This is a genomic window from Streptomyces mutabilis (assembly GCF_014649815.1).
GTDB classification, from domain to species: Bacteria; Actinomycetota; Actinomycetes; order Streptomycetales; family Streptomycetaceae; genus Streptomyces; species Streptomyces mutabilis.
In genome coordinates, this window is the sequence record NZ_BMTT01000002.1 from 58,026 (window position 1) to 78,184 (window position 20,159).

At 71.2% G+C, this 20,159-nt stretch carries 18 protein-coding genes; 10 read left to right on the forward strand and 8 right to left on the reverse strand.

Annotation, left to right across the window (positions count from 1 at the left end):
- Positions 1-29: 29 nt before the first annotated feature.
- Complete coding sequence (ychF, locus tag IE142_RS04410; RefSeq protein WP_191884492.1) at positions 30-1,118, reverse strand: redox-regulated ATPase YchF; 1,089 nt, start codon at positions 1,116-1,118, stop codon at positions 30-32.
- A 344-nt stretch (positions 1,119-1,462) separates the two neighbouring features.
- Here ychF and IE142_RS04415 point away from each other — a divergent pair, with 344 nt between their 5' ends.
- A complete protein-coding gene (locus IE142_RS04415) occupies positions 1,463-1,903 on the forward strand; it encodes a DUF6542 domain-containing protein (RefSeq protein WP_370466295.1) in 441 nt (146 codons plus the stop codon).
- 31 nt (positions 1,904-1,934) lie between these two features.
- Here IE142_RS04415 and ppgK read toward each other — a convergent pair whose 3' ends face one another.
- A complete protein-coding gene (gene ppgK / locus IE142_RS04420; RefSeq protein ID WP_191884494.1) occupies positions 1,935-2,699 on the reverse strand; it encodes a polyphosphate--glucose phosphotransferase in 765 nt (254 codons plus the stop codon).
- A gap of 29 nt (positions 2,700-2,728) precedes the next feature.
- Positions 2,729-3,760, reverse strand: coding sequence for a 4-hydroxy-3-methylbut-2-enyl diphosphate reductase (locus IE142_RS04425; RefSeq protein WP_191884495.1), 1,032 nt, complete (start codon positions 3,758-3,760; stop codon positions 2,729-2,731).
- Positions 3,761-3,876: 116 nt separating this feature from the next.
- Between IE142_RS04425 and IE142_RS04430 the strand changes: the two genes are divergently transcribed.
- The 3 genes from IE142_RS04430 (at position 3,877) to IE142_RS04440 (ending at position 6,819) form a co-directional block, all read left to right on the forward strand.
- Positions 3,877-5,250 carry an APC family permease gene (locus IE142_RS04430; protein WP_191884496.1) on the forward strand — a complete coding sequence of 458 codons (1,374 nt, stop codon included), beginning with the start codon at positions 3,877-3,879 and terminating at the stop codon, positions 5,248-5,250.
- 98 nt (positions 5,251-5,348) lie between these two features.
- Positions 5,349-6,557, forward strand: coding sequence for an exodeoxyribonuclease VII large subunit (xseA, locus tag IE142_RS04435; protein ID WP_191884497.1), 1,209 nt, complete (start codon positions 5,349-5,351; stop codon positions 6,555-6,557).
- A gap of 10 nt (positions 6,558-6,567) precedes the next feature.
- Positions 6,568-6,819: an exodeoxyribonuclease VII small subunit gene (locus tag IE142_RS04440; RefSeq protein ID WP_191884498.1), complete on the forward strand. Its 252-nt coding sequence runs from the start codon at positions 6,568-6,570 to the stop codon at positions 6,817-6,819.
- A 26-nt stretch (positions 6,820-6,845) separates the two neighbouring features.
- Here the strand turns inward: IE142_RS04440 and IE142_RS04445 are convergent, their stop codons facing one another.
- Entirely contained in the window at positions 6,846-7,061 is a 216-nt protein-coding gene (locus tag IE142_RS04445) for a DUF4287 domain-containing protein (RefSeq protein ID WP_191884499.1), read from the reverse strand.
- Positions 7,062-7,323: 262 nt separating this feature from the next.
- On the opposite strand from IE142_RS04445, the gene IE142_RS04450 reads away from it, so the two are divergent.
- Entirely contained in the window at positions 7,324-7,914 is a 591-nt protein-coding gene (locus tag IE142_RS04450; protein ID WP_043380400.1) for a malonic semialdehyde reductase, read from the forward strand.
- Between the two features lie 74 nt (positions 7,915-7,988).
- Here the strand turns inward: IE142_RS04450 and IE142_RS04455 are convergent, their stop codons facing one another.
- Positions 7,989-8,525 (reverse strand): DUF4245 domain-containing protein, encoded by a 537-nt coding sequence (locus IE142_RS04455; protein WP_191884500.1) that lies wholly within the window; start codon positions 8,523-8,525, stop codon positions 7,989-7,991.
- A gap of 126 nt (positions 8,526-8,651) precedes the next feature.
- Between IE142_RS04455 and glpX the strand changes: the two genes are divergently transcribed.
- A complete protein-coding gene (glpX, locus tag IE142_RS04460) occupies positions 8,652-9,683 on the forward strand; it encodes a class II fructose-bisphosphatase (RefSeq protein ID WP_191884501.1) in 1,032 nt (343 codons plus the stop codon).
- 220 nt (positions 9,684-9,903) lie between these two features.
- On the opposite strand, the gene IE142_RS04465 is transcribed toward glpX, so the two are convergent.
- The gene (locus IE142_RS04465; protein WP_043380407.1) at positions 9,904-10,281 is read right to left on the reverse strand and encodes a WhiB family transcriptional regulator; all 378 of its coding nucleotides are present in this window, start codon (positions 10,279-10,281) and stop codon (positions 9,904-9,906) included.
- A gap of 103 nt (positions 10,282-10,384) precedes the next feature.
- Positions 10,385-11,089, reverse strand: a complete 705-nt coding sequence (locus IE142_RS04470) for a DUF1707 SHOCT-like domain-containing protein (protein ID WP_191884502.1) — start codon at positions 11,087-11,089, stop codon at positions 10,385-10,387.
- Positions 11,090-11,291: 202 nt separating this feature from the next.
- Here IE142_RS04470 and IE142_RS04475 point away from each other — a divergent pair, with 202 nt between their 5' ends.
- From IE142_RS04475 to IE142_RS04490, 4 genes are all read left to right on the forward strand, one after another.
- On the forward strand, positions 11,292-12,959 hold the full coding sequence (locus IE142_RS04475) for a fumarate hydratase (RefSeq protein WP_191884503.1): 1,668 nt from the start codon (positions 11,292-11,294) through the stop codon (positions 12,957-12,959).
- 77 nt (positions 12,960-13,036) lie between these two features.
- Positions 13,037-14,440 (forward strand): class II fumarate hydratase, encoded by a 1,404-nt coding sequence (locus IE142_RS04480; RefSeq protein ID WP_191884504.1) that lies wholly within the window; start codon positions 13,037-13,039, stop codon positions 14,438-14,440.
- An 87-nt stretch (positions 14,441-14,527) separates the two neighbouring features.
- Positions 14,528-15,232, forward strand: coding sequence for a cytidylyl-2-hydroxypropylphosphonate hydrolase (gene fomD, locus IE142_RS04485; protein WP_052412263.1), 705 nt, complete (start codon positions 14,528-14,530; stop codon positions 15,230-15,232).
- A gap of 279 nt (positions 15,233-15,511) precedes the next feature.
- Positions 15,512-17,602 (forward strand): SpoIIE family protein phosphatase, encoded by a 2,091-nt coding sequence (locus IE142_RS04490; protein ID WP_191884505.1) that lies wholly within the window; start codon positions 15,512-15,514, stop codon positions 17,600-17,602.
- Positions 17,603-17,665: 63 nt separating this feature from the next.
- Here IE142_RS04490 and IE142_RS04495 read toward each other — a convergent pair whose 3' ends face one another.
- Entirely contained in the window at positions 17,666-19,972 is a 2,307-nt protein-coding gene (locus IE142_RS04495) for a transglycosylase domain-containing protein (RefSeq protein WP_191884506.1), read from the reverse strand.
- Between the last annotated feature and the right edge of the window lie 187 nt (positions 19,973-20,159).

A 20,159-nucleotide genomic window follows, 5' to 3' on the forward strand; every position in this document is an offset into this window, starting at 1 on the left:
AGTTCGGTGACGTCGCGACCGGCAGCCCGCTACACGTTGAAGCGGAACTCCACCACGTCCCCGTCCTGCATCACGTAGTCCTTGCCCTCCATGCGCGCCTTGCCCTTCGCGCGGGCCTCCGCCACCGAGCCCGTCTCGAGAAGGTCGTCGTAGGAGATGACCTCGGCCTTGATGAAGCCCTTCTGGAAGTCGGTGTGGATGACACCGGCTGCCTCGGGGGCGGTGGCGCCCTTCTTGATGGTCCAGGCGCGGGATTCCTTCGGGCCGGCGGTCAGGTAGGTCTGCAGGCCGAGGGTGCGGAAGCCGACGTGGGCGAGGGTGGCGAGGCCGGGCTCCTCCTGGCCGACGGACTGGAGGAGCTCCAGCGCCTCGTCCTCGTCCAGCTCGGCGAGGTCCGCCTCCAGCTTGGCGTTGAGGAAGATCGCCTCGGCGGGGGCGACCAGGGCGCGCTGCTCGTTCTTGAAGTCCTCGTCGGTCAGCTCGTCCTCGTCCACGTTGAAGACGTAGAGGAAGGGCTTGGTGGTGAGGAGGTGCAGGTCGTGGAGGAGCTCGTTGCGCTCGGTGCCCTGGACGATGCCGTGGGCGAAGAGGGTGTCGCCCTTCTCCAGGATCTCCTTGGCCTCCTCGACGGCCTTGACCTTCGGCGCGACGTCCTTCTTGATGCGCGACTCCTTCTGGAGGCGCGGGAGAACCTTCTCGATGGTCTGCAGGTCGGCGAGGATCAGCTCGGTGTTGATCGTCTCGATGTCGTCCTTCGGCGAGACCTTGCCGTCGACGTGGACGACGTTCTCGTCCTTGAAGGCACGGATGACCTGGCAGATGGCGTCGGACTCGCGGATGTTGGCGAGGAACTTGTTGCCCAGGCCCTCCCCCTCGCTCGCACCGCGCACGATGCCCGCGATGTCGACGAAGTCGACGGTGGCCGGGAGGACCTTCTCGGAGGAGAAGATCTCGGCCAGCTTCGCCAGGCGGGGGTCGGGGACGCCCACGACGCCGACGTTGGGCTCGATGGTGGCGAACGGGTAGTTGGCCGCGAGCACGTCGTTCTTGGTCAGGGCGTTGAACAGGGTCGACTTGCCGACATTCGGCAGACCGACGATTCCGATCGTGAGCGACACGTTGCGACTTCCCGTACGTGAGGATGCGGAGGGTGGGGCGGGCCGGGCAGGGGGCCGATCCACCAGTCTACGGGGTGGCCGGAGTCGGACTCGCGCAGTGTCGAAGGGCGGCCGGGCTTCGCCGCACGGCGTGTCTGTCGGGCTGTTCGGCACATTAACCGACCTAAGTTGGTCCAGTGGAGCAACACAGGACGCGACCTGCGCAGTACGGACCGCGACGGGACCGGGCATCGCTGCCCCCGCAGGGGCGGGGACCGGCGGGCGGCGGGCGCAGGCCTGTCGCCGCACGCCCGGTACCGGCGCGTGCGGCGGCGGAACGGCCGACATCGCGGCCCGTTCCGCTGGTGGCCCGGGCGGTGCGGGCGCTGCGCGGGATGCCCAACCCGCGGCTGACCGGGCTGGGCAGCGGCCTGTTCTGCGCGGCGGTGATGCTGGTGCTCGGGTTCCTCGACCAGGCTCTGTTCGGCGCGTCCCTGACGGTGTACGGCGTGCTGTTCCTGCCGGTGTGCCTGGTCACCGCGCTCTGGGTGCGCAAGGGTGACCTGCTGACCGCCCCCGTCGTCGTGCCGATCGCCTTCGCCGTGGGTCTGGTGACCGTGGCCGAGAGCGGCAAGGGGGTGGGCGGGCGGCTGATGGGACTGGTGACCGCCCTGGCCACCGAGGCCGGCTGGCTGTACGGCGGGACCCTGGTCGCCGGGTCCACGGTGCTGGCGCGCCGAGTGCGGATGCTGCGGCGACGCCGGGCCGCCGCGGCGGTCGCCGCCCGGGATCGTACGCCTGTGTGACGGCCGGCTCCGGCCCGCGGCGTCGACCTGCTCAGCCCGCGGCCGACCTGCCCGCGCCCTCCGCGGCCCGCATCGCCGCGCCCACGATCCCCGCGTTGTTCTGCAGCTCGGCGGGGACGATTTCCGCCTCGATGCCCTCGATGCGGTGCAGGAACTTGTGGGCCTTGCGGCTGACCCCGCCGCCGATGATGAAGAGCTGCGGCGAGAACAGCATCTCGACGTGGGCGAGGTACTTCTGCACGCGGTGCGCCCAGTGCTCCCAGGACAGGTCGTGGTCGTCCTTGGCCTTGCTGGAGGCGCGCGTCTCCGCGTCGTGGCCCTCCAGCTCCAGGTGGCCCAGCTCGCTGTTGGGGACGAGGACGCCGTCGGTGAAGACGGCGCTGCCGATGCCCGTACCGAAGGTGAGCAGGATGACCGTGCCCTCGCGGCCGCGGCCGGCGCCGAAGTGCATCTCGGCGACGCCCGCCGCGTCCGCGTCGTTGACGACCGTCACGTCGAGCCCGCCCAGCCGCTCGCCGAACAGGGCCCGTGCGTCCGTGTCCACCCAGCTCTTGTCGACGTTGGCCGCGGTGCGGACCGTGGCGCCGCCCGTCACCACGCCCGGGAAGGTCAGCCCCACCGGCCCGGTCCAGCCGAAGTGCTCGACGACCTCCTTCACCCCGTCGGCCACGCCGTCGGGGGTCGCCGGGTGCGGGGTCAGTACCTTGCAGCGCTCCTGGGCCAGCTCACCCCTGTCGAGGTCCACAGGGGCGCCCTTGATCCCGGATCCGCCGATGTCCACGCCGAAGATCTGCATGGCACCACGTTACGACGGACGACTGACGGTCACGCCCCGGCCGTACCCGAGCCGGCCGCACCGGCGCCGCCCCGCTCCGCCACCAGGGCCGCCGCCTCCTCGCGCAGATCCCGGCGAAGCTCCTTGGGCAGCGAGAAGGTGATCGACTCCTCGGCCGCCTTGACGATCTCCACGTCCTCGAAGCCGCGCTGCGACAGCCACTCCAGGACCTGCTCGACCAGCACGTCGGGGACGGAGGCGCCGGAGGTGACGCCGACCGTGGTCACGCCCTCCAGCCAGGACTCGTCGATCTCGTCGGCGAAGTCCACCAGGTACGCGTCGCGCGCGCCCGCCTGCTTGGCGACCTCGACCAGGCGCTTGGAGTTCGAGGAGTTGCGGGAGCCGACGACGATCACCAGGTCGGCCTCGGCACCCATCTGCTTGACCGCGAGCTGGCGGTTCTGCGTGGCGTAGCAGATGTCGTCGCTCGGCGGGGAGATGAGCTGGGGGAACTTGTCCTTGAGGGCGTCGACGGTCTCCATGGTCTCGTCGACGGAGAGGGTGGTCTGGGAGAGCCAGACCACCTTGGACGGGTCGCGGACCTCGACCTTGGCCACGTCCTCGGGGCCGTCGACGAGCTGGATGTGGTCGGGGGCCTCGCCGGAGGTGCCGATGACCTCCTCGTGGCCCTCGTGGCCGATCAGGAGGATGTCGTAGTCGTCGTCGGCGAAGCGGACGGCTTCCTTGTGCACCTTGGTGACGAGCGGGCAGGTGGCGTCGATGGTGGCGAGCTTCCCGCGCTCGGCCTCCTCGTGGACGACGGGGGCCACGCCGTGCGCGGAGAACATCACGATGTTGCCCGGGGGGACCTCTTCCGTCTGCTCGACGAAGACGGCGCCCTTCTTCTCCAGGGTCTGGACGACGTACTTGTTGTGGACGATCTCGTGGCGGACGTACACCGGAGCCCCGTACTGCTCCAGGGCTTTCTCGACGGCGATCACGGCGCGGTCCACACCCGCGCAGTAGCCACGGGGGGCGGCGAGCAGGACACGGCGGCCAGGCGAAGCAGTCATGGCACCCATCGTAAGGCCGCGTTCGGCGGGCCAGAGATCGCGTGGGTGCGATGTCACCGGGGAGACTGGCGGGGACGTCGACGGGGACGTGACGAGGCGGAGTCCTGAGCGCTGGCGGAGGCACGATGTCCGAGACCGGTACGGCGGCCCAGGGGGCCGGTGAGGAGCACCAGCTCAAGCGGAGCCTGGGCTTCAGGGACCTTGTCGTCTACGGGCTGCTGTTCATCGCGCCGATGGCGCCGGTCGGTGTCTTCGGCACCCTGGACGCCAAGTCGCACGGCGCGGTGGTCCTCGTCTACGTCGTCGCCACGATCGCGATGGCGTTCACCGCGTTCAGCTACGCCCAGATGGTGCGGGTGGTCCCCCAAGCCGGGTCGGTGTTCGCGTACGCGCGCGTGGGGCTCGGGAACGGGGCCGGGTTCATCGCCGGCTGGATGGCGATGCTGGACTACGTCCTCATCCCGGCGGTGGCCTACCTCTTCTCCGGCATCGCGATGGAGGCGCTGGTCCCTGAGGTGTCCCGCTGGGTGTGGACGGCGCTCGCGGTGGTCGTCACGACCCTGCTGAACCTGTGGGGTGTGCGTGCGGCGGCCCGGGTGGGCTTCCTGGTGCTCGCCATGGAGATCGTGGTCCTGCTGGTCTTCGTGGTCGCGGCGATCGTCGTCCTCGCGCGCGACGGTGCCGAGCGGGGCTGGCTGTCGCCGCTGTCCGGGGACGGCACGCAGGGGGCGTTCGCGCTGTCGGCGGTGGTGGGCGCGGTGTCGGTGGCGGTGCTGTCGTACCTGGGCTTCGACGCGATCGCGACGTTCGCGGAGGAGGTCACCGGCGGCTCCGCGAAGGTCGCGCGGGCGCTGCTGTTCTGCCTGGTACTGGCGGGCGTGCTGTTCGTGGCCCAGACGTACCTGGCGGCGCTGCTGGAGCCGGTGTCGTCGGCGCAGCTCGCGGCGGAACCCGAGCGGCAGGGTTCGGCGTTCTACGACGCCGTGGACGCGTCGGTCGGGACGTGGCTGCACGACCTGGTGGCGGTGAGCAAGGCGATCGGCGCGGCGTTCGCGGCGCTGGCCGGTCAGGCGGCGGCGGGGCGGCTGCTGTTCGCGATGGGCCGCGACCGGCGGCTGCCGGGGGTGCTGTCGCGGACGTACTCGGGAGTGCCGCGCGTGGCTCTGCTGGTCTCCGCCGTGATCACCATGGTGGCGGCGGTGTGGGCGGCGCGACGCGACGACGGCCTCGACCACCTGGTCTCGGTGGTGGACGTCGGCGCGCTGACGGCGTTCACGCTGCTGCACGCGAGCGTGGTGGGCTGGTTCGTGGTCCGGCGCGGCGGGGGGCCGGTGAGCTGGTGGCGGCACGCGCTGGTGCCCGTGTTCGGCGCGGCGATCACCATCGCCGTGATCGTGGAGGCGTCGGCCACGGCACAGGTGGTGGGGGCGATCTGGCTGGCGGTGGGGCTGGTGGTGCTGGCGGCGCAGGCGCGCGGGAGGCGTGTGGAGGGGGTGTGAGGGGGCCGGCGAGCGTGTGAGGCGGGCCGGCGGGAGGAGCGGGAACCGTTGGGTGCGATCGGGCCGGGTTGTCGTACCCGGCCGTTACGCTCGGGCGCATGGCTGTTAACTCGACTCCCGAACGCCCCCTGCCCGTGGGCGAGGTGTCACGGCTGATCGGGGGCTGGATCGACCGGCTCGGCGCGGTGTGGGTCGAGGGGCAGATCACGCAGCTGTCGCGGCGGCCGGGCGCGGGGGTCGTGTTCCTGACGCTGCGCGACCCGTCGCACGACATCTCCGTGAGCGTGACCTGCTACCGGCAGGTGTTCGACGCGGTGGCGGACGTGGTCGGCGAGGGCGCGCGGGTCGTCGTGCACGCGAAGCCGGAGTGGTACGCGCCGCGCGGGCAGCTGTCCCTGCGTGCGGCCGCGATCAAGCCCGTGGGCGTCGGGGAGCTGCTGGCACGCCTGGAGCAGCTGAAGAAGGCGCTCGCGCGGGAAGGGTTGTTCGCGCCGGAGCGCAAGAAGCCGCTGCCGTTCCTGCCGCAGCTGATCGGGCTGGTGTGCGGGCGTGCCTCGGCGGCCGAGCGGGACGTCCTGGAGAACGCCCGGCACCGCTGGCCCGCCGTCCGCTTCGAGGTGCGCAACGTCCCCGTGCAGGGCGTGCACGCGGTGCCGCAGGTGGTGCAGGCCGTGAAGGAGCTGGACGCGATCGACGACGTGGACGTGATCGTCGTCGCGCGCGGTGGCGGCAGCGTGGAGGATCTGCTGCCGTTCTCCGACGAGCAGCTGGTGCGGGCGGTCGCCGCCTGTCGTACGCCGGTGGTCTCGGCGATCGGCCACGAGCCGGACAGCCCGCTGCTGGACCTCGTCGCCGACCTGCGCGCTTCCACGCCGACCGACGCCGCGAAGAAGGTCGTGCCGGACGTCGGCGAGGAGTACGAGCGGGTGCGGCAGCTGCGGGACCGGGCGCGGCGGTGCGTGGCCGCGTTCGTCGACCGGGAGGAGCGGGGGCTGGCCCACGCGCTCACCCGGCCGTCGATACAGGATCCGCACCGGATGACCGACGAGCGGGCCGAGCAGGTGACGGCCCTGCTGGAGAGGGGCCGCCGTTCCCTGCGGCACCACCTCGACCGGGCCGACTCCGAGCTGACGCACACGCACGCGCGCGTGGTGGCCCTCTCCCCCGCCGCGACCCTGAAGCGCGGGTACGCCGTGCTCCAGCGGGCCGACGGTCACGCCGTCCGTGACCCCGGCGAGGTGGCGGCGGGCGAGACCCTGCGCGCCCGCGTCTCCGAGGGCGATTTCTCCGTACGAGTCGATGCGTAAGGTTGGGTGGATGACCAGCGAGGTGGAGCAGTCGGCGGCCGTGTCCGAGGCGCTCGGGTACGAGCAGGCGCGGGACGAGCTGATCGAGGTCGTACGGCGACTGGAGGCCGGCGGTACGACGCTGGAGGAGTCCCTCGCCCTGTGGGAGCGGGGCGAGGAGCTGGCGAAGGTCTGCCGCCGCTGGCTGGACGGCGCCCGCGCCCGGCTGGACGCGGCGCTGGCCGAGGAGGCGGAAGCGGCCGGCGGGGACGAGGACCGCTAGCCCGCCCGTCCCCGTAGGCCGCTCCCCTACTTGCCGGTGTCCTCGGCGAGCGTGTGCGTGACCAGCGCGTTGGCGTGTCCGTGGCCCAGGCTGTGCTCGGTCTTGAGCCAGGAGACGAGTTCCATGTGCTTGGTGAGCGGCGAGGAGCGGATCAGGTTCGTCCACTCCGCGACCGGACGGCCGTACTTCTTCTCGATCGACGGGAAGTAGGAGGCGGGTCCCTTGACGGCGCCGGTGGTCATGTCGGCGTGCTCCCTCGGTGTCGGTGATGGTGTTCTGCCGTTCAGGACCGCCGCCGCGACGAGAAGTCATCGCCGGCCGCCTGTGAACCGCATCACTCCACACTCACGCCTCCCCCCTTCACGCGGGCGACCCTGTGAAGCGGATCACCACGGACCGACTTTGGTTGAAGGTTGAACTTCTTTCGCGTAGCGTCGTCCTCGTCAACGGCTCCCCGCCGACTTGGTACGGGGCCGACGCACCCCCCCCCGAGGAAGATCACGTATGTCTCTCGTCCTTGACCCCGCCGCCCAGGACCTGCTGTTCCGCGAGGCCCGCACCGCGAACACCTTCACCGACGAGCCGGTGACCGACGAGCAGGTGCAGGCGATCTACGACCTGGTCAAGTACGGCCCGACCGCCTTCAACCAGTCGCCGCTGCGCATCACGCTGGTCCGCTCCCCCGAGGCCCGCGAGCGCCTGGTCCAGCACATGGCCGAGGGCAACCGGCCCAAGACGGCCGCCGCCCCGCTGGTCGCGATCCTGTCGGCGGACAACGAGTTCCACGAGGAGCTGCCCCAGCTCTTCCCGCACTTCCCGCAGGCCAAGGACGCCTTCTTCAGCGAGCGTCCGGTGCGTGAGGGCGCCGCGGCCCTGAACGCCGCCATGCAGGCCGCGTACTTCATCGTCGGCGTCCGCGCCGCCGGGCTGGCCGCCGGCCCGATGACGGGCCTGGACTTCGACGGCGTCCGCAAGGAGTTCCTGGACGACGACCACACCCCGCTGATGGTCGTCAACATCGGCCGCCCGGGCCCGGACGCCTGGTTCCCGCGCTCCCCGCGGCTGGCCTACGAGCAGGTCGTCACGACGGTCTGATTCCGACCCCGGCACGGACGAAGCCCCCGGCGCGACGCCGGGGGCTTCCTCGTGTTCACGGAGTACGCGGTGGCTCAGGCCAGCTTCAGCGCCGCCGCCATCCTGCCCAGCTGCTCGAACGAGCCGGTGCCGGCCACCACCGTCGTCGCGCCCTTCACGCCGTCGGTGTCGTGCAGCACCAGCGCCTCGTACCGGCCGCCCGTGTACCGGGTCCACGTCCGGCCACCGATCTCCTCGGTGGCCTCGGTCTTCCGCGCCCCCTGGCTGGCCTCCTCGATGAACTCGGCCGGCTTCTGCGTCGACTGCCCGACCGCCACGTACTCCCCGTCGGGGGCGTGGTAGCCCAGGTGCCAGGTGTTGTCCTCGGCGCCGCGGTAGCGGACGGAGGTCGGCTTCCACTCCTCGGGCAGCCCCTCGGGCGCCGCCACCGGGTACGGCGCGGCGCGGCGCGCGGTGGTCAGCTCGACCGTGTAGTCGACCCGCTTGAGGTCGGGCCCGCCGTCGTCGTCGTGCGGGATGAAGAGATACATGACCAGTCCCGCGAGAACGATGACCCCCAGGGAGAGGACCATGTCCCGGGCCGTCTTCTGCTTGCCGTTCGTACCTGCCACGCCCCCTATCGTCGCAGGTCCCCGATGTGCTCATACGTGGGGCCCCCTGCTCATTCTGTCGGACTGACGATAGAGTCATGGCCACACCCTCATCCGGCCGTCGTCGTATCAGAAAGGTGCGTTCCGATGACCGAGCATCATCTGCCCTCCGAGCTGGACGTCCCCTCGGAGGCCCCTGACCGCAACCTCGCCATGGAACTGGTGCGGGTGACCGAAGCCGCGGCGATGGCCGCCGGCCGCTGGGTCGGGCGCGGTGACAAGAACGGCGCCGACGGTGCCGCGGTGCGCGCCATGCGGACCCTCGTCCACACCGTCTCGATGAACGGCGTCGTCGTCATCGGCGAGGGCGAGAAGGACGAGGCCCCGATGCTCTACAACGGGGAACGGGTCGGCGACGGCACCGGCGCCGAGGTCGACATCGCCGTCGACCCTATCGACGGCACCACGCTGACCGCCAAGGGCATGACCAACGCCATCGCGGTGCTGGCCGCCGCCGAGCGCGGCTCCATGTTCGACCCGTCGGCCGTCTTCTACATGGACAAGCTGGTCACCGGCCCGGAAGCCGCCGACTTCGTCGACATCAACGCCCCCGTGTCCGTGAACATCCGCCGGATCGCCAAGGCCAAGCGGCGCACCCCCGAGGACGTCACCGTCGTCATCCTCGACCGGCCCCGCCACCAGGGGCTGATCAAGGAGGTCCGGGAGACCGGCGCCCGCATCAAGCTGATCTCCGACGGCGACGTGGCCGGCTCCATCCTGGCGCTGCGCGAGGGCACCGGCATCGACCTGCTGCTCGGGGTCGGCGGCACGCCGGAGGGCATCATCTCGGCCTGCGCCGTGAAGTGCCTGGGCGGCACCATCCAGGGCAAGCTGTGGCCCAAGGACGACGAGGAGCGGCAGCGCGCGATCGACGCCGGGCACGACCTGGACCGGGTGCTGACCACCGACGACCTGGTCTCCGGGGACAACGTGTTCTTCGTCGCGACCGGCATCACCGACGGTGAGCTGCTGCGCGGGGTGCGGTACCGGTCCGAGACGGCGACGACCGACTCGATCGTGATGCGGTCGAAGTCGGGCACGGTGCGGCGGATCGATTCCGAGCACCGGCTGAGCAAGCTGCGGGCGTACAGCGCGATCGATTTCGACCGGGCGAAGTGACTCCGTCGGTTTCGCGGGGCGCCCGCTGAGGTGGGAGCTTCTGTCCCGTGCCGAGTGCGGGCACGGGTGTGGCTGGTCGCGCGGTTCCCCACGCCCCTTGGGTCGGCTGCAGGCCGCGGCCTCTGAACGTGCGGTTGGTCGTGCCCTCGCACGGCCCGCCCGGTCCCGGCACGAGAAGGGCACTCTCTGTGCGGAGAGGGTGCCCTATCGTCTGGCTGTCCTAACCGGCCGCCGCTATGCGGCCCGTGGTGCGGGCCGCCTTCTTGAGTTCCAGGTCGCGGCGGCGGCGCCTCGCCAGGACCACACGGCGTTCGGCGGCGGTGAGGCCGCCCCAGACGCCGTAGGGCTCGGGCTGAAGGAGGGCGTGCTCGCGGCACTCGACCATGACCGGGCAGCGGGCGCACACCCGCTTGGCCGCCTCCTCACGGGAGAGCCGGGCCGCGGTGGGTTCCTTGGAAGGGGCGAAGAACAGTCCGGCCTCGTCGCGCCGGCACACCGCCTCGGTGTGCCACGGAGCGTCCTGGTCCCTGTGCCGCACGGGCACCCGCTGGGCCGGAACGGCAGCTACCTGCAGGGACGAATGCGGCGGTTGCAGCACGGTCTACTCCTGACGACGGCTTCGCGAGCGAGAGACGATGCGTCAGGCTTACCCGTTGTACGCGCGCCTATGCACAGGGTTCACGACCGGCGCCCGAGCCGCGCTACAGGTGCTTGCGCAAACCCTTCTCCACCTTGCGGTGCACCCGGTCGAGGATGTCCGCGACGAGCTTGCCGCGCTTCGGCCGCGCCTCGACGCTGCCCAGCACGGCCCAGCCGTCCACGTGGACGATGGGGGCCTCGGCCTCGGCGGAGTCGACGGCGTCCACCTCGAAGCTGCCGAGCACGCCGCCGCCCGCGCCGCGCAGCGACACGTTCTCCGGGACGCGCACCTCGACGCTGCCTAGGACGGAGAACGCCTTGATCACGACCTGCTGGTGCTCGAACAGCGCCTCGGTGAGGTCGATCTCGACGCTGCCGAAGACCGCGTAGGCGTGGATGCGGCGGCCGGCCCGCAGGCGGCCCCGGCGGACGGCGCTGCTGAAGACCGCGACCACGTTCTCGTCGGGTTCCGCCGGGACGGGGCCCGCGGCGGGGCGGTGGGGAGCCGGCGCGGCGGTGTGCCGGCCCGCGTGCGCGGCGGGCAGGTCCCGCACGAAGACGTCCAGCTCGCCGACCGTCCTGGCGGCCAGCACCCCCTCGACGCGCTCCGCGTGCTCGTCGGCGGTCAGCCGCCCCTCGGCGAGGGCGTCGCGGAGCATGTCGGCGATGCGGTCGCGGTCGGCGTCCGAGGCGCGCAGCTCGGAGACGCTCGGTGCGGTGGCGCGCGGTGCCGCGTCCTGCGCTGGGGCGTGCTTCTGAAGGTCCACGGCGACAGCGTACCGAAACGCGATAGATCGCGACTACCCCCTGTGGGCAACCTTCTCGCGACTCGTCCGCGGACCTACTGAGCCTTACCTCACAAGCCCGGCGGCGCGGGCAGGTTCTACGCTGGTTGGCGCTGCCGATGGAGGCCAGCCGTCGTTGCTGAGGAATCCAGCCGCGCGTGACGTCGAGTGAGGAATGGGCGAGATGCCTGAGTTCGCGTACACCGATCTGCTCCCCCAGGGAGAGGACACCACTCCGTACCGGCTGGTGACCTCCGAGGGTGTCTCCACCTTCGAGGCCGACGGGCGGACCTTCCTCAAGGTGGAGCCCGAGGCGCTGCGCAAGCTGGCCGAGGAGGCCATCCACGACATCCAGCACTACCTGCGCCCGGCCCACCTGGCGCAGCTGCGCCGCATCATCGACGACCCCGAGGCGTCGGGCAACGACAAGTTCGTGGCGCTGGACCTGCTGAAGAACGCGAACATCGCGGCGGCGGGCGTGCTGCCGATGTGCCAGGACACCGGCACGGCGATCGTCATGGGCAAGCGCGGGCAGAACGTGCTCACGGCCGGCGGCGACGAGGAGGCCCTGAGCCGGGGCATCTACGACGCCTACAAGAACCTGAACCTGCGCTACTCGCAGATGGCCCCCCTCACCATGTGGGAGGAGAAGAACACCGGCTCCAACCTCCCGGCCCAGATCGAGCTGTACGCGACCGACGGCGGCGCCTACAAGTTCCTCTTCATGGCCAAGGGCGGCGGCTCGGCCAACAAGTCCTTCCTCTTCCAGGAGACCAAGGCCGTCCTGAACGAGTCCTCCATGATGAAGTTCCTGGAGGAGAAGATCCGCTCCCTCGGTACGGCCGCCTGCCCGCCGTACCACCTGGCGATCGTGGTCGGCGGCACGTCCGCCGAGTACGCGCTGAAGACCGCGAAGTACGCCTCCGCGCACTACCTGGACGAGATCCCGGCCGAGGGCTCGGAGCTCGGGCACGGCTTCCGGGACAAGGAGCTGGAGGAGAAGGTCTTCGAGCTGACGCAGAAGATCGGCATCGGCGCGCAGTTCGGCGGGAAGTACTTCTGCCACGACGTGCGCGTGGTGCGCCTGCCGCGGCACGGGGCGTCCTGCCCGGTCGCCATCGCCGTGTCCTGCTCGGCGGACCGGCAGGCGGTCGCGAAGATCACCGCCGAGGGCGTCTTCCTGGAGCAGCTGGAGACCGACCCGGCGCGCTTCCTGCCGGAGACCACGGACGAGCACCTCGACGAGGCCGGTGACGTCGTGAAGGTGGACCTCAACCAGCCGATGGACGACATCCTGGCCGAGCTGACGAAGCACCCGGTCAAGACCCGGCTGTCCCTGACCGGCCCGCTGGTCGTGGCCCGCGACATCGCGCACGCCAAGATCAAGGAGCGGCTGGACGCGGGCGAGGAGATGCCGCAGTACCTGAAGGACCACCCGGTGTACTACGCCGGGCCCGCGAAGACGCCGGAAGGGTACGCGTCCGGGTCCTTCGGCCCGACGACCGCCGGGCGCATGGACTCCTACGTGGAGCAGTTCCAGGCGGCGGGCGGCTCCAAGGTGATGCTGGCCAAGGGCAACCGGAGCAAGCAGGTCACCGACGCGTGCAACGCGCACGGCGGCTTCTACCTCGGCTCGATCGGCGGACCGGCGGCGCGGCTCGCCCAGGACTGCATCAAGAAGGTCGAGGTCGTCGAGTACGAGGAGCTCGGCATGGAGGCGGTCTGGAAGATCGAGGTCGAGGACTTCCCGGCGTTCATCGTGGTGGACGACAAGGGCAACGACTTCTTCCAGGACCCGGCGCCGGCGCCGACCTTCACGACCATTCCGGTGCGGGGCCCGGGACTCGCCTGACCCCTGCGGTGACGGTCCGCCTCCACGGGGAACAGTGGTCGCGTCGCGGGTGCTGTGAGACGTGGAGGTGATCGTCGATGACCGACGAGCAGGACAGGACCGAGTACCGCACCGAGCACGACTCCATGGGCGAGGTGCGGGTGCCCGCCCACGCGAAGTGGCGGGCGCAGACGCAGCGCGCGGTGGAGAACTTCCCGGTCTCCGGGCAGCGCATCGAGCGCGCGCACATCGAGGCGCTCGCCCGGATCAAGGGCGCGGCGGCCAAGGTCAACGCCGAGCTGGGGGTCCTGGACAAGGACGTCGCCGCCGCGATCCAGGAGGCGGCGGACGAGGTCGCCGAGGGGAAGTGGGACGCGCACTTCCCCGTGGACGTGTTCCAGACGGGGTCGGGGACCTCGTCCAACATGAACACGAACGAGGTCGTCGCCACCCTCGCCACCGAACGGCTCGGCAGGGACGTACACCCGAACGACCACGTCAACGCCTCCCAGTCGTCCAACGACGTCTTCCCGTCCTCCATCCACATCGCCGCCACCGCCGCCGTCACCCGTGACCTGATCCCGGCCCTCGACCACCTCGCCGGCGCGCTGGAGCGCAAGGCGGAGGAGTTCGCCGACGTGGTGAAGTCCGGGCGCACGCACCTCATGGACGCCACGCCGGTCACCCTGGGCCAGGAGTTCGGCGGGTACGCGGCCCAGGTGAGGTACGGCATCGAGCGGCTCCAGGCGTCCCTCCCGCGCCTCGCCGAGCTGCCGCTGGGCCGCACCGCCGTCGGCACGGGCATCAACACCCCGCCCGGCTTCTCGGCCGCCGTCATCGCGGAGGTGGCCCGCGCCACGGGGCTGCCGCTGACCGAGGCGCGGAACCACTTCGAGGCGCAGGGCGCCCGGGACGGCATCGTCGAGACCAGCGGACAGCTGCGGACCATCGGCGTCGGACTGACGAAGATCGCCAACGATCTGCGGTGGATGGCGTCCGGGCCGCGGACCGGGCTCGCGGAGATCTCCCTCCCCGACCTCCAGCCGGGGTCCTCCATCATGCCGGGCAAGGTCAACCCGGTGATTCCCGAGGCCGTGCTCATGGTCGCCGCCCAGGTCACCGGCAACGACGCGACGGTCGCCACCGCGGGCGCGGCCGGCAACTTCGAGCTGAACGTCATGCTGCCGGTCATCGCCAGGAACGTACTGGAGTCGGTGCGCCTGCTGGCCAACGTCTCCCGGCTGCTCGCTGACCGCACGGTCGACGGCATCGTCGCGCACCGGGACCGGGCCCGGGAGTACGCCGAGTCGTCCCCGTCCGTCGTCACGCCGCTCAACAAGTACATCGGGTACGAGGAGGCCGCCAAGGTCGCCAAGAAGGCGCTGGCGGAGCGGAAGACGATCCGTCAGGTCGTGCTGGAGAACGGGTACGTCGAGCGCGGCGACCTCACGAACGAGCAGCTCGACGAGGCGCTGGACGTGCTGCGGATGACCCACCCGTGACCGGACGGGCCCCGACGGCCGTCACACGCGCGGGCGCTCCTCACGATCACCGGCGCGTCGGGTGCCGAGGGCACCTAATATCTGCCCATGGCAGACGGTGAGACGGTGAGCGCGGCGGCGGAGGCGGGCGGGACGGCGGGCCCACCGGAGTTCTGGACGCCCGGGAGCCACATCCTTTGGCGGTACCGGGAGAACGGCGGCCCGCACGTGCACATCGCACGCCCCGTCACCGTCGTACGGGACGACGCGGAGCTGCTCGCCGTATGGCTGGCGCCCGGCACCGAGTGCGTGAAGCCGGTGCTCGCCGACGGCACGTCCGTGCACCTGGAACCGCTGGTGTCGCGCTACACCAAGCCGCGCACGGTGCAGCGCGACCGGTGGTTCGGCACGGGCGTGCTGAAGCTGGCGCGGCCCGGCGCGCCCTGGTCGGTGTGGCTGTTCTGGGACCCGGGCTGGCGGTTCAAGAACTGGTACGTGAACCTGGAGGAGCCGCTCGCCCGCTGGGAGGGCGGTGTCGACTCCGAGGACCACTTCCTGGACATCTCCGTGCACCCGGACCGCAGCTGGCACTGGCGGGACGAGGACGAGTTCGCGCAGGCCCAGCGGGACCGGCTGATGGACGCTCCGCTGGCCGAGCGGGTACGGCAGGCGGGGCGGGCGGCGGTGGCGGAGATCCGTGCCTGGGGCTCCCCGTACGCGGACGGCTGGGAGCACTGGCGTCCCGATCCGTCCTGGGAGGTACCGTCGCTCCCCGGGGACTGGGACCGGACGCCCGCGCGCGTGTCCTCATGAGACCCTTGATGCGCCCCCGGGCAAGAAACGTAGGATCGTCCTCCGCAACCAGCAGGGCAGCAACCGGCGGAGCGTGCATCATGCTTGACCGATCGTCACCGAGGGGCGGCAGGACGTGAGCGAGAGGTACGCAGGCGACACGGGCGCGGGCCGCGGACGGTCCGCCGGTGACACAGGAACAGCCTCTGACCACGCGGGAATCCCGTTCCCGGGGCACGTATTCCGGGTATCGGGATTCCTGCGGGACGAACTGCACGCGCCGCGCGCAGTCCCGGACGGATGGATTCGACACGCGTGACGGAGCACCCGACCTCCTTCGACCGCCCGACGGCGGGCGGTGACCCCGCGGATCCCCGCGGGGCGCTCCTGCGTACCCCCGTGCCGCCGCGCGCCTCCGGGTCCGCGTTACCGGCACAGGGGCGCGCGGGACAGACGCCGCCCACCTCAGGCGCGGGCGCCTTCGAGCACTCCCAGCCCGGCACCGAACCGGCCACCGGGGCCGACACCCACCGCCCGCGGCCCGCGCCGGACGGCGTCCCGTTGCAGCCCGGCGGTGCGCAGACCGGTGCGGGAGCCGGGGCCGGGACCGACCCGGGTCCGGGGACACCGGCGCGGGCGGAGCGCCGTACCGGGCAGCTCACCACGCCCGGCCGGCCCACGCCCATGCGCCGGGACGGGGACCGGCTCCGCTTCGTGGGAGCGGCGACCCGGCGGATCGCCCGGGGCATGGACCTCGACGAGATCGTGATGGGACTGTGCCGGGCCACCGTGCCGACCTTCGCGGACGCCATCCTCGTCTACCTGCGCGAGCCGCTGCCGGTCGGCGACGAACGGCCCACCGGGCCGCTGGTGCTGCGGCTGCGGCGCACCGACCGGATCCCGGCCGAACGGGACACCGAGAACGGGTTCACCCCGGCGGTCCCGCCCGAACCCTCGGAGCTGGAGACGGTCGGCTCCGAACTGTGCGAGGTGCGGCCGGGCAGCGCCCTCGCCGAGGTGCTGCGCGGGGTGCGCCCCGTCTTCACCGACGCCCCCTCGGCCCGCGCCGCCCTGCCCGAGCTGCTCGGGGACGGGGGTGACTTCGCCGTGCCCGACGGCCGGCGGGCCATCCTCGCGCCGCTGCGCGGCCGGCGCCGGGTGATCGGCGCCGCCCTCTTCCTGCGCGGCCCCGAGCGCATCGCCTTCGAGGCCGACGACCTGCTGGTCGCCGCCCAGCTGGCCACGCACAGCGCGCTCGGCATCGACAAGGCGGTGCTGTACGGCCGTGAGGCGTACATCGCCGACGAGCTGCAGCGCACCATGCTCCCCGAGAACCTGCCGCGCTGCACCGGCGTGCGGCTGGCCTCCCGCTACCTCCCGGCCGCCGAGACCGCTCGGGTGGGCGGGGACTGGTACGACGCCATCCCGCTGCCCGGCAGCCGCGTCGCGCTGGTCGTCGGCGACGTGATGGGCCACTCCATGACGTCGGCGGCCATCATGGGCCAGCTGCGGACCACCGCGCAGACCCTGGCCGGGCTCGACCTGCCGCCGCAGGAGGTGCTGCACCACCTCGACGAGCAGGCCCAGCGCCTGGGCACCGACCGCATGGCGACCTGCCTGTACGCCGTCTACGACCCGGTCTCGCACCGCATCACCGTCGCCAACGCCGGCCACCCGCCGCCCGTACTGCTCCACCTGGGCGGTCACGCCGAGGTGCTGCGGGTGCCGGCCGGCGCCCCGATCGGCGTGGGCGGCGTCGACTTCGAGGCCGTGGAGCTGGACGCCCCCGCGGGCGCCACCCTGCTGCTCTACACCGACGGGCTGGTCGAGTCCCGGCTGCGCGACGTGTGGACCGGCATAGAGCAGCTGCGGGAGCGCCTCGCCGTCACCGCGCAGCTCACCGGTCCCGACCATCCGCCGCCCCTGGAAGCCCTGTGCGACGAGGTGCTGGACATGCTCGGGCCGGGTGACCGGGACGACGACATCGCGCTGCTCGCCGCTCGCTTCGACGGCATCGCGCCCAGCGACGTGGCGTACTGGTTCCTGGAGCCCGACGACACCGCTCCGGGACGGGCCCGGCGGCTGGCCCGGCGCTCCCTGGCCCGCTGGGGCATGGAGGACCTGACGGACTCCGTGGAGCTACTGGTCAGCGAGGTCGTGACCAACGCCGTGCGGTACGCCACCAAGCCGGTCACCCTGCGGCTGCTGCGCACGGACGTGCTGCGCTGCGAGGTCGGCGACGACGTGCCGCAGCTGCCGCGGCTGCGGCAGGCGCGGGCCACGGACGAGGGCGGGCGCGGACTCTACCTGGTGAACCGGCTGGCCCGGCGGTGGGGAGCGACCCGGCTGAGCACCGGGAAGGTGGTCTGGTTCGAGCTGAACCGGGGCTGAGCCGCCTCTGTACGTGCAAGGGCGCCCGGTGTTCGCCGGGCGCCCTTGCCGTGCCTGCGCCGGTTACTCCTCCCGGTCCCCGCCCGGGAAGAGCGGATTCTCCGGTGCCGTGGACTGTCCGTCCGTCGGCGGTTCGGTGGACGGGCTGTTCGACGGGGACTGGCTCGGCGCCTCGGTCTCCGGCGCCTCGGTCTCCGGCGCCTCGGACGTCGGCTCCTGGGACGTCGGCGCCTCGGTCTCCGGCGGCTCGGTCGTCTCGTCCTGGGTCGGCGTCTGGGTCGGCGACTGGCCCTGCGTCGGCGTGGTGCTCGGCTTCACCGCGTTGCCCTGCTTGGTCTCCAGGTCGAACTCGGTGACCTCGCCCATCACGCCGAAGGTGTACGCGGCCCAGATCTCCGCCGGGAAGCCACCACCGTTGACGCGGTAGTCGACGCCGCCCGCCTTGTACATGGGGACCTGCGGGTGAGGCGCCTTGTCGTCCTCGCCGAACAGGCCGACGGAAGTGACCAGTTCGGGCGTGTATCCGGAGAACCAGGCCGACTTGTTGTTGTCGGACGTACCCGTCTTACCGGCGACCGTCTGGCCGTCGCGCATCGGGTTGTCCCGCACCGATGCCTTGGCCGTACCGTCGTCGACCACGCCGGTGAGCACGGAGGTCACCGTGTCGGCGGCCTCGCGGCTGATGACCTGCTCGCCGATCGGCTCGGGGAACTCCACCGTGCGGTCCTTGTGCTCGACCGACTTCACGACGGCCGGGGTGACCTTCTTGCCGTGGTTGTCGAGGGTGGCGTAGACGCCGGCCATCTCCAGCGGGCTCGCGCCCATACTGCCCAGGGTCTGGGCGGGCACGGCCTGCACGCCCTCGGTGTCCATGCCGAGGTCGCCGGCGACCTTCATGACCTGGTCCATGCCGACGTCGATGCCCATCTGCGCGAAGACGGAGTTGACGGACTTGTTCATCGCCTCCTGGACGGTGATGTCGTCGTAGTCGACGTCGTCCTCGTTGGGCGGTGCGAAGCCGACCTCGCGGCCCTGGTCCACGACCGGACGCTTGCTGGTGCCGTCGTAGACCGTGTTGGCCGTGATGGGCACGCCGTCCTGGGTCTCGGCGTCCTGGTCGACGGCCGCGGCGAGGATCAGGGGCTTGAAGGTCGAGGCGGGCTGGTAGTCATCACGGGTGGCGTTGTTGGTGAAGTGCTTCACGTAGTCCACGCCGCCGTACATCGCCACGACGCCGCCCGTCTTCGGGTCGACGGAGACGGCGCCGGCCTGGACGTCGGCGTCGACCTCGCGCTTCTCGGGGTCGAGCTTGCTGGTGAGCTTGGCCTTGACGGCCTTCTCCAGCTCCGCCTGCTTCCTCTTGTCGATGTTGAGGGTGACGGTGTAGCCGCCGAGGTCCACGAGGGCCTTGGCCTGCTCCATGTCCTCCGCGGCGCCCTGGGCGACGAGCTGCTTCTTGAGCGCGAAGTTGGCCGCGTCCACCAGGTACCCGGTCTGGCCCTCCATGCCGGCGGCGGTCTTGGGTTCCTTCGGCTCGGGGAACTTCATGCTCTGGCGGTCGGACCGGCTCAGCCAGTCCTCCTCGACCATGTTGTCCAGGACGTAGTTCCAGCGCTCCTGGACGAGCTTCTTGCCGGTGTCGCTGGCGATCGCCCAGTCGTACTGGTTCGGCGCCTGGAGCAGCGCGGCGAGGTACGCGCCCTGTTCGACGGTCAGGTCCTCGGCGTCGACGCGGTAGTAGGCCTGGGCGGCGGCCTGGATGCCGTAGGCGCCGCGGCCGTAGTAGCTGGTGTTGATGTAGCCGGCGAGGATGTAGTCCTTGGACTTCTCCCGGTCCAGCTTCAGGGAGATGACCAGTTCCTTCAGCTTGCGCGTGACCGTCTGTTCCTGGGACAGGTAGTAGTTCTTGACGTACTGCTGGGTGATCGTCGAACCGCCCTGCGCACCCTTGCCCGAGAGGGTGTTCAGCACGCCGCGCGCGGTGCCCTTGAGGTCGACGCCGGAGTCCTTGTAGAAGGTCTTGTTCTCTGCGGCGACGAAGGTGCGCTGGACCTCCTCGGGCACCTTGGCCAGGTCGACGATCTCGCGGTTGCGCTCGCCCGTGCGGGCCATGATGCTGCCGTCGCTGTACTCGTAGACGTTGCTCTGCAGCTCCGCCTCGGGGTTCCCCTCGGGGATGTCGATGACCAGGTACAGCACGACGAAGGAGCCCATGCCGAGCAGGCAGAGGCCGAAGAACGCGCCCAGGATCTTCTTCCAGGTGAACAGCCGGCGTATGCCGCTCTTCCCGCCGGCCCCCGACGAACGGCGTTTCGGCGCCGCGCGGCGACCACCGCGCTGTCGCGCTCTTCTCTCTTCCGCTCGTCCCATGGGTCCGATCCGCTCCGCTTCGTTCATCTGTGGGCACGTCCTGCTCACATGTCACACAGGTTCGTCGCTCAGGTCAGCTCAGAAAGCTAACACCGGGAGATATGACAAACGCCTGCCGATCCGGCCTTGTGCGGACGTGAGAATCAGCACCCGTTCCCCTGGAACCGACGTACGAGAGGGGTCGAGG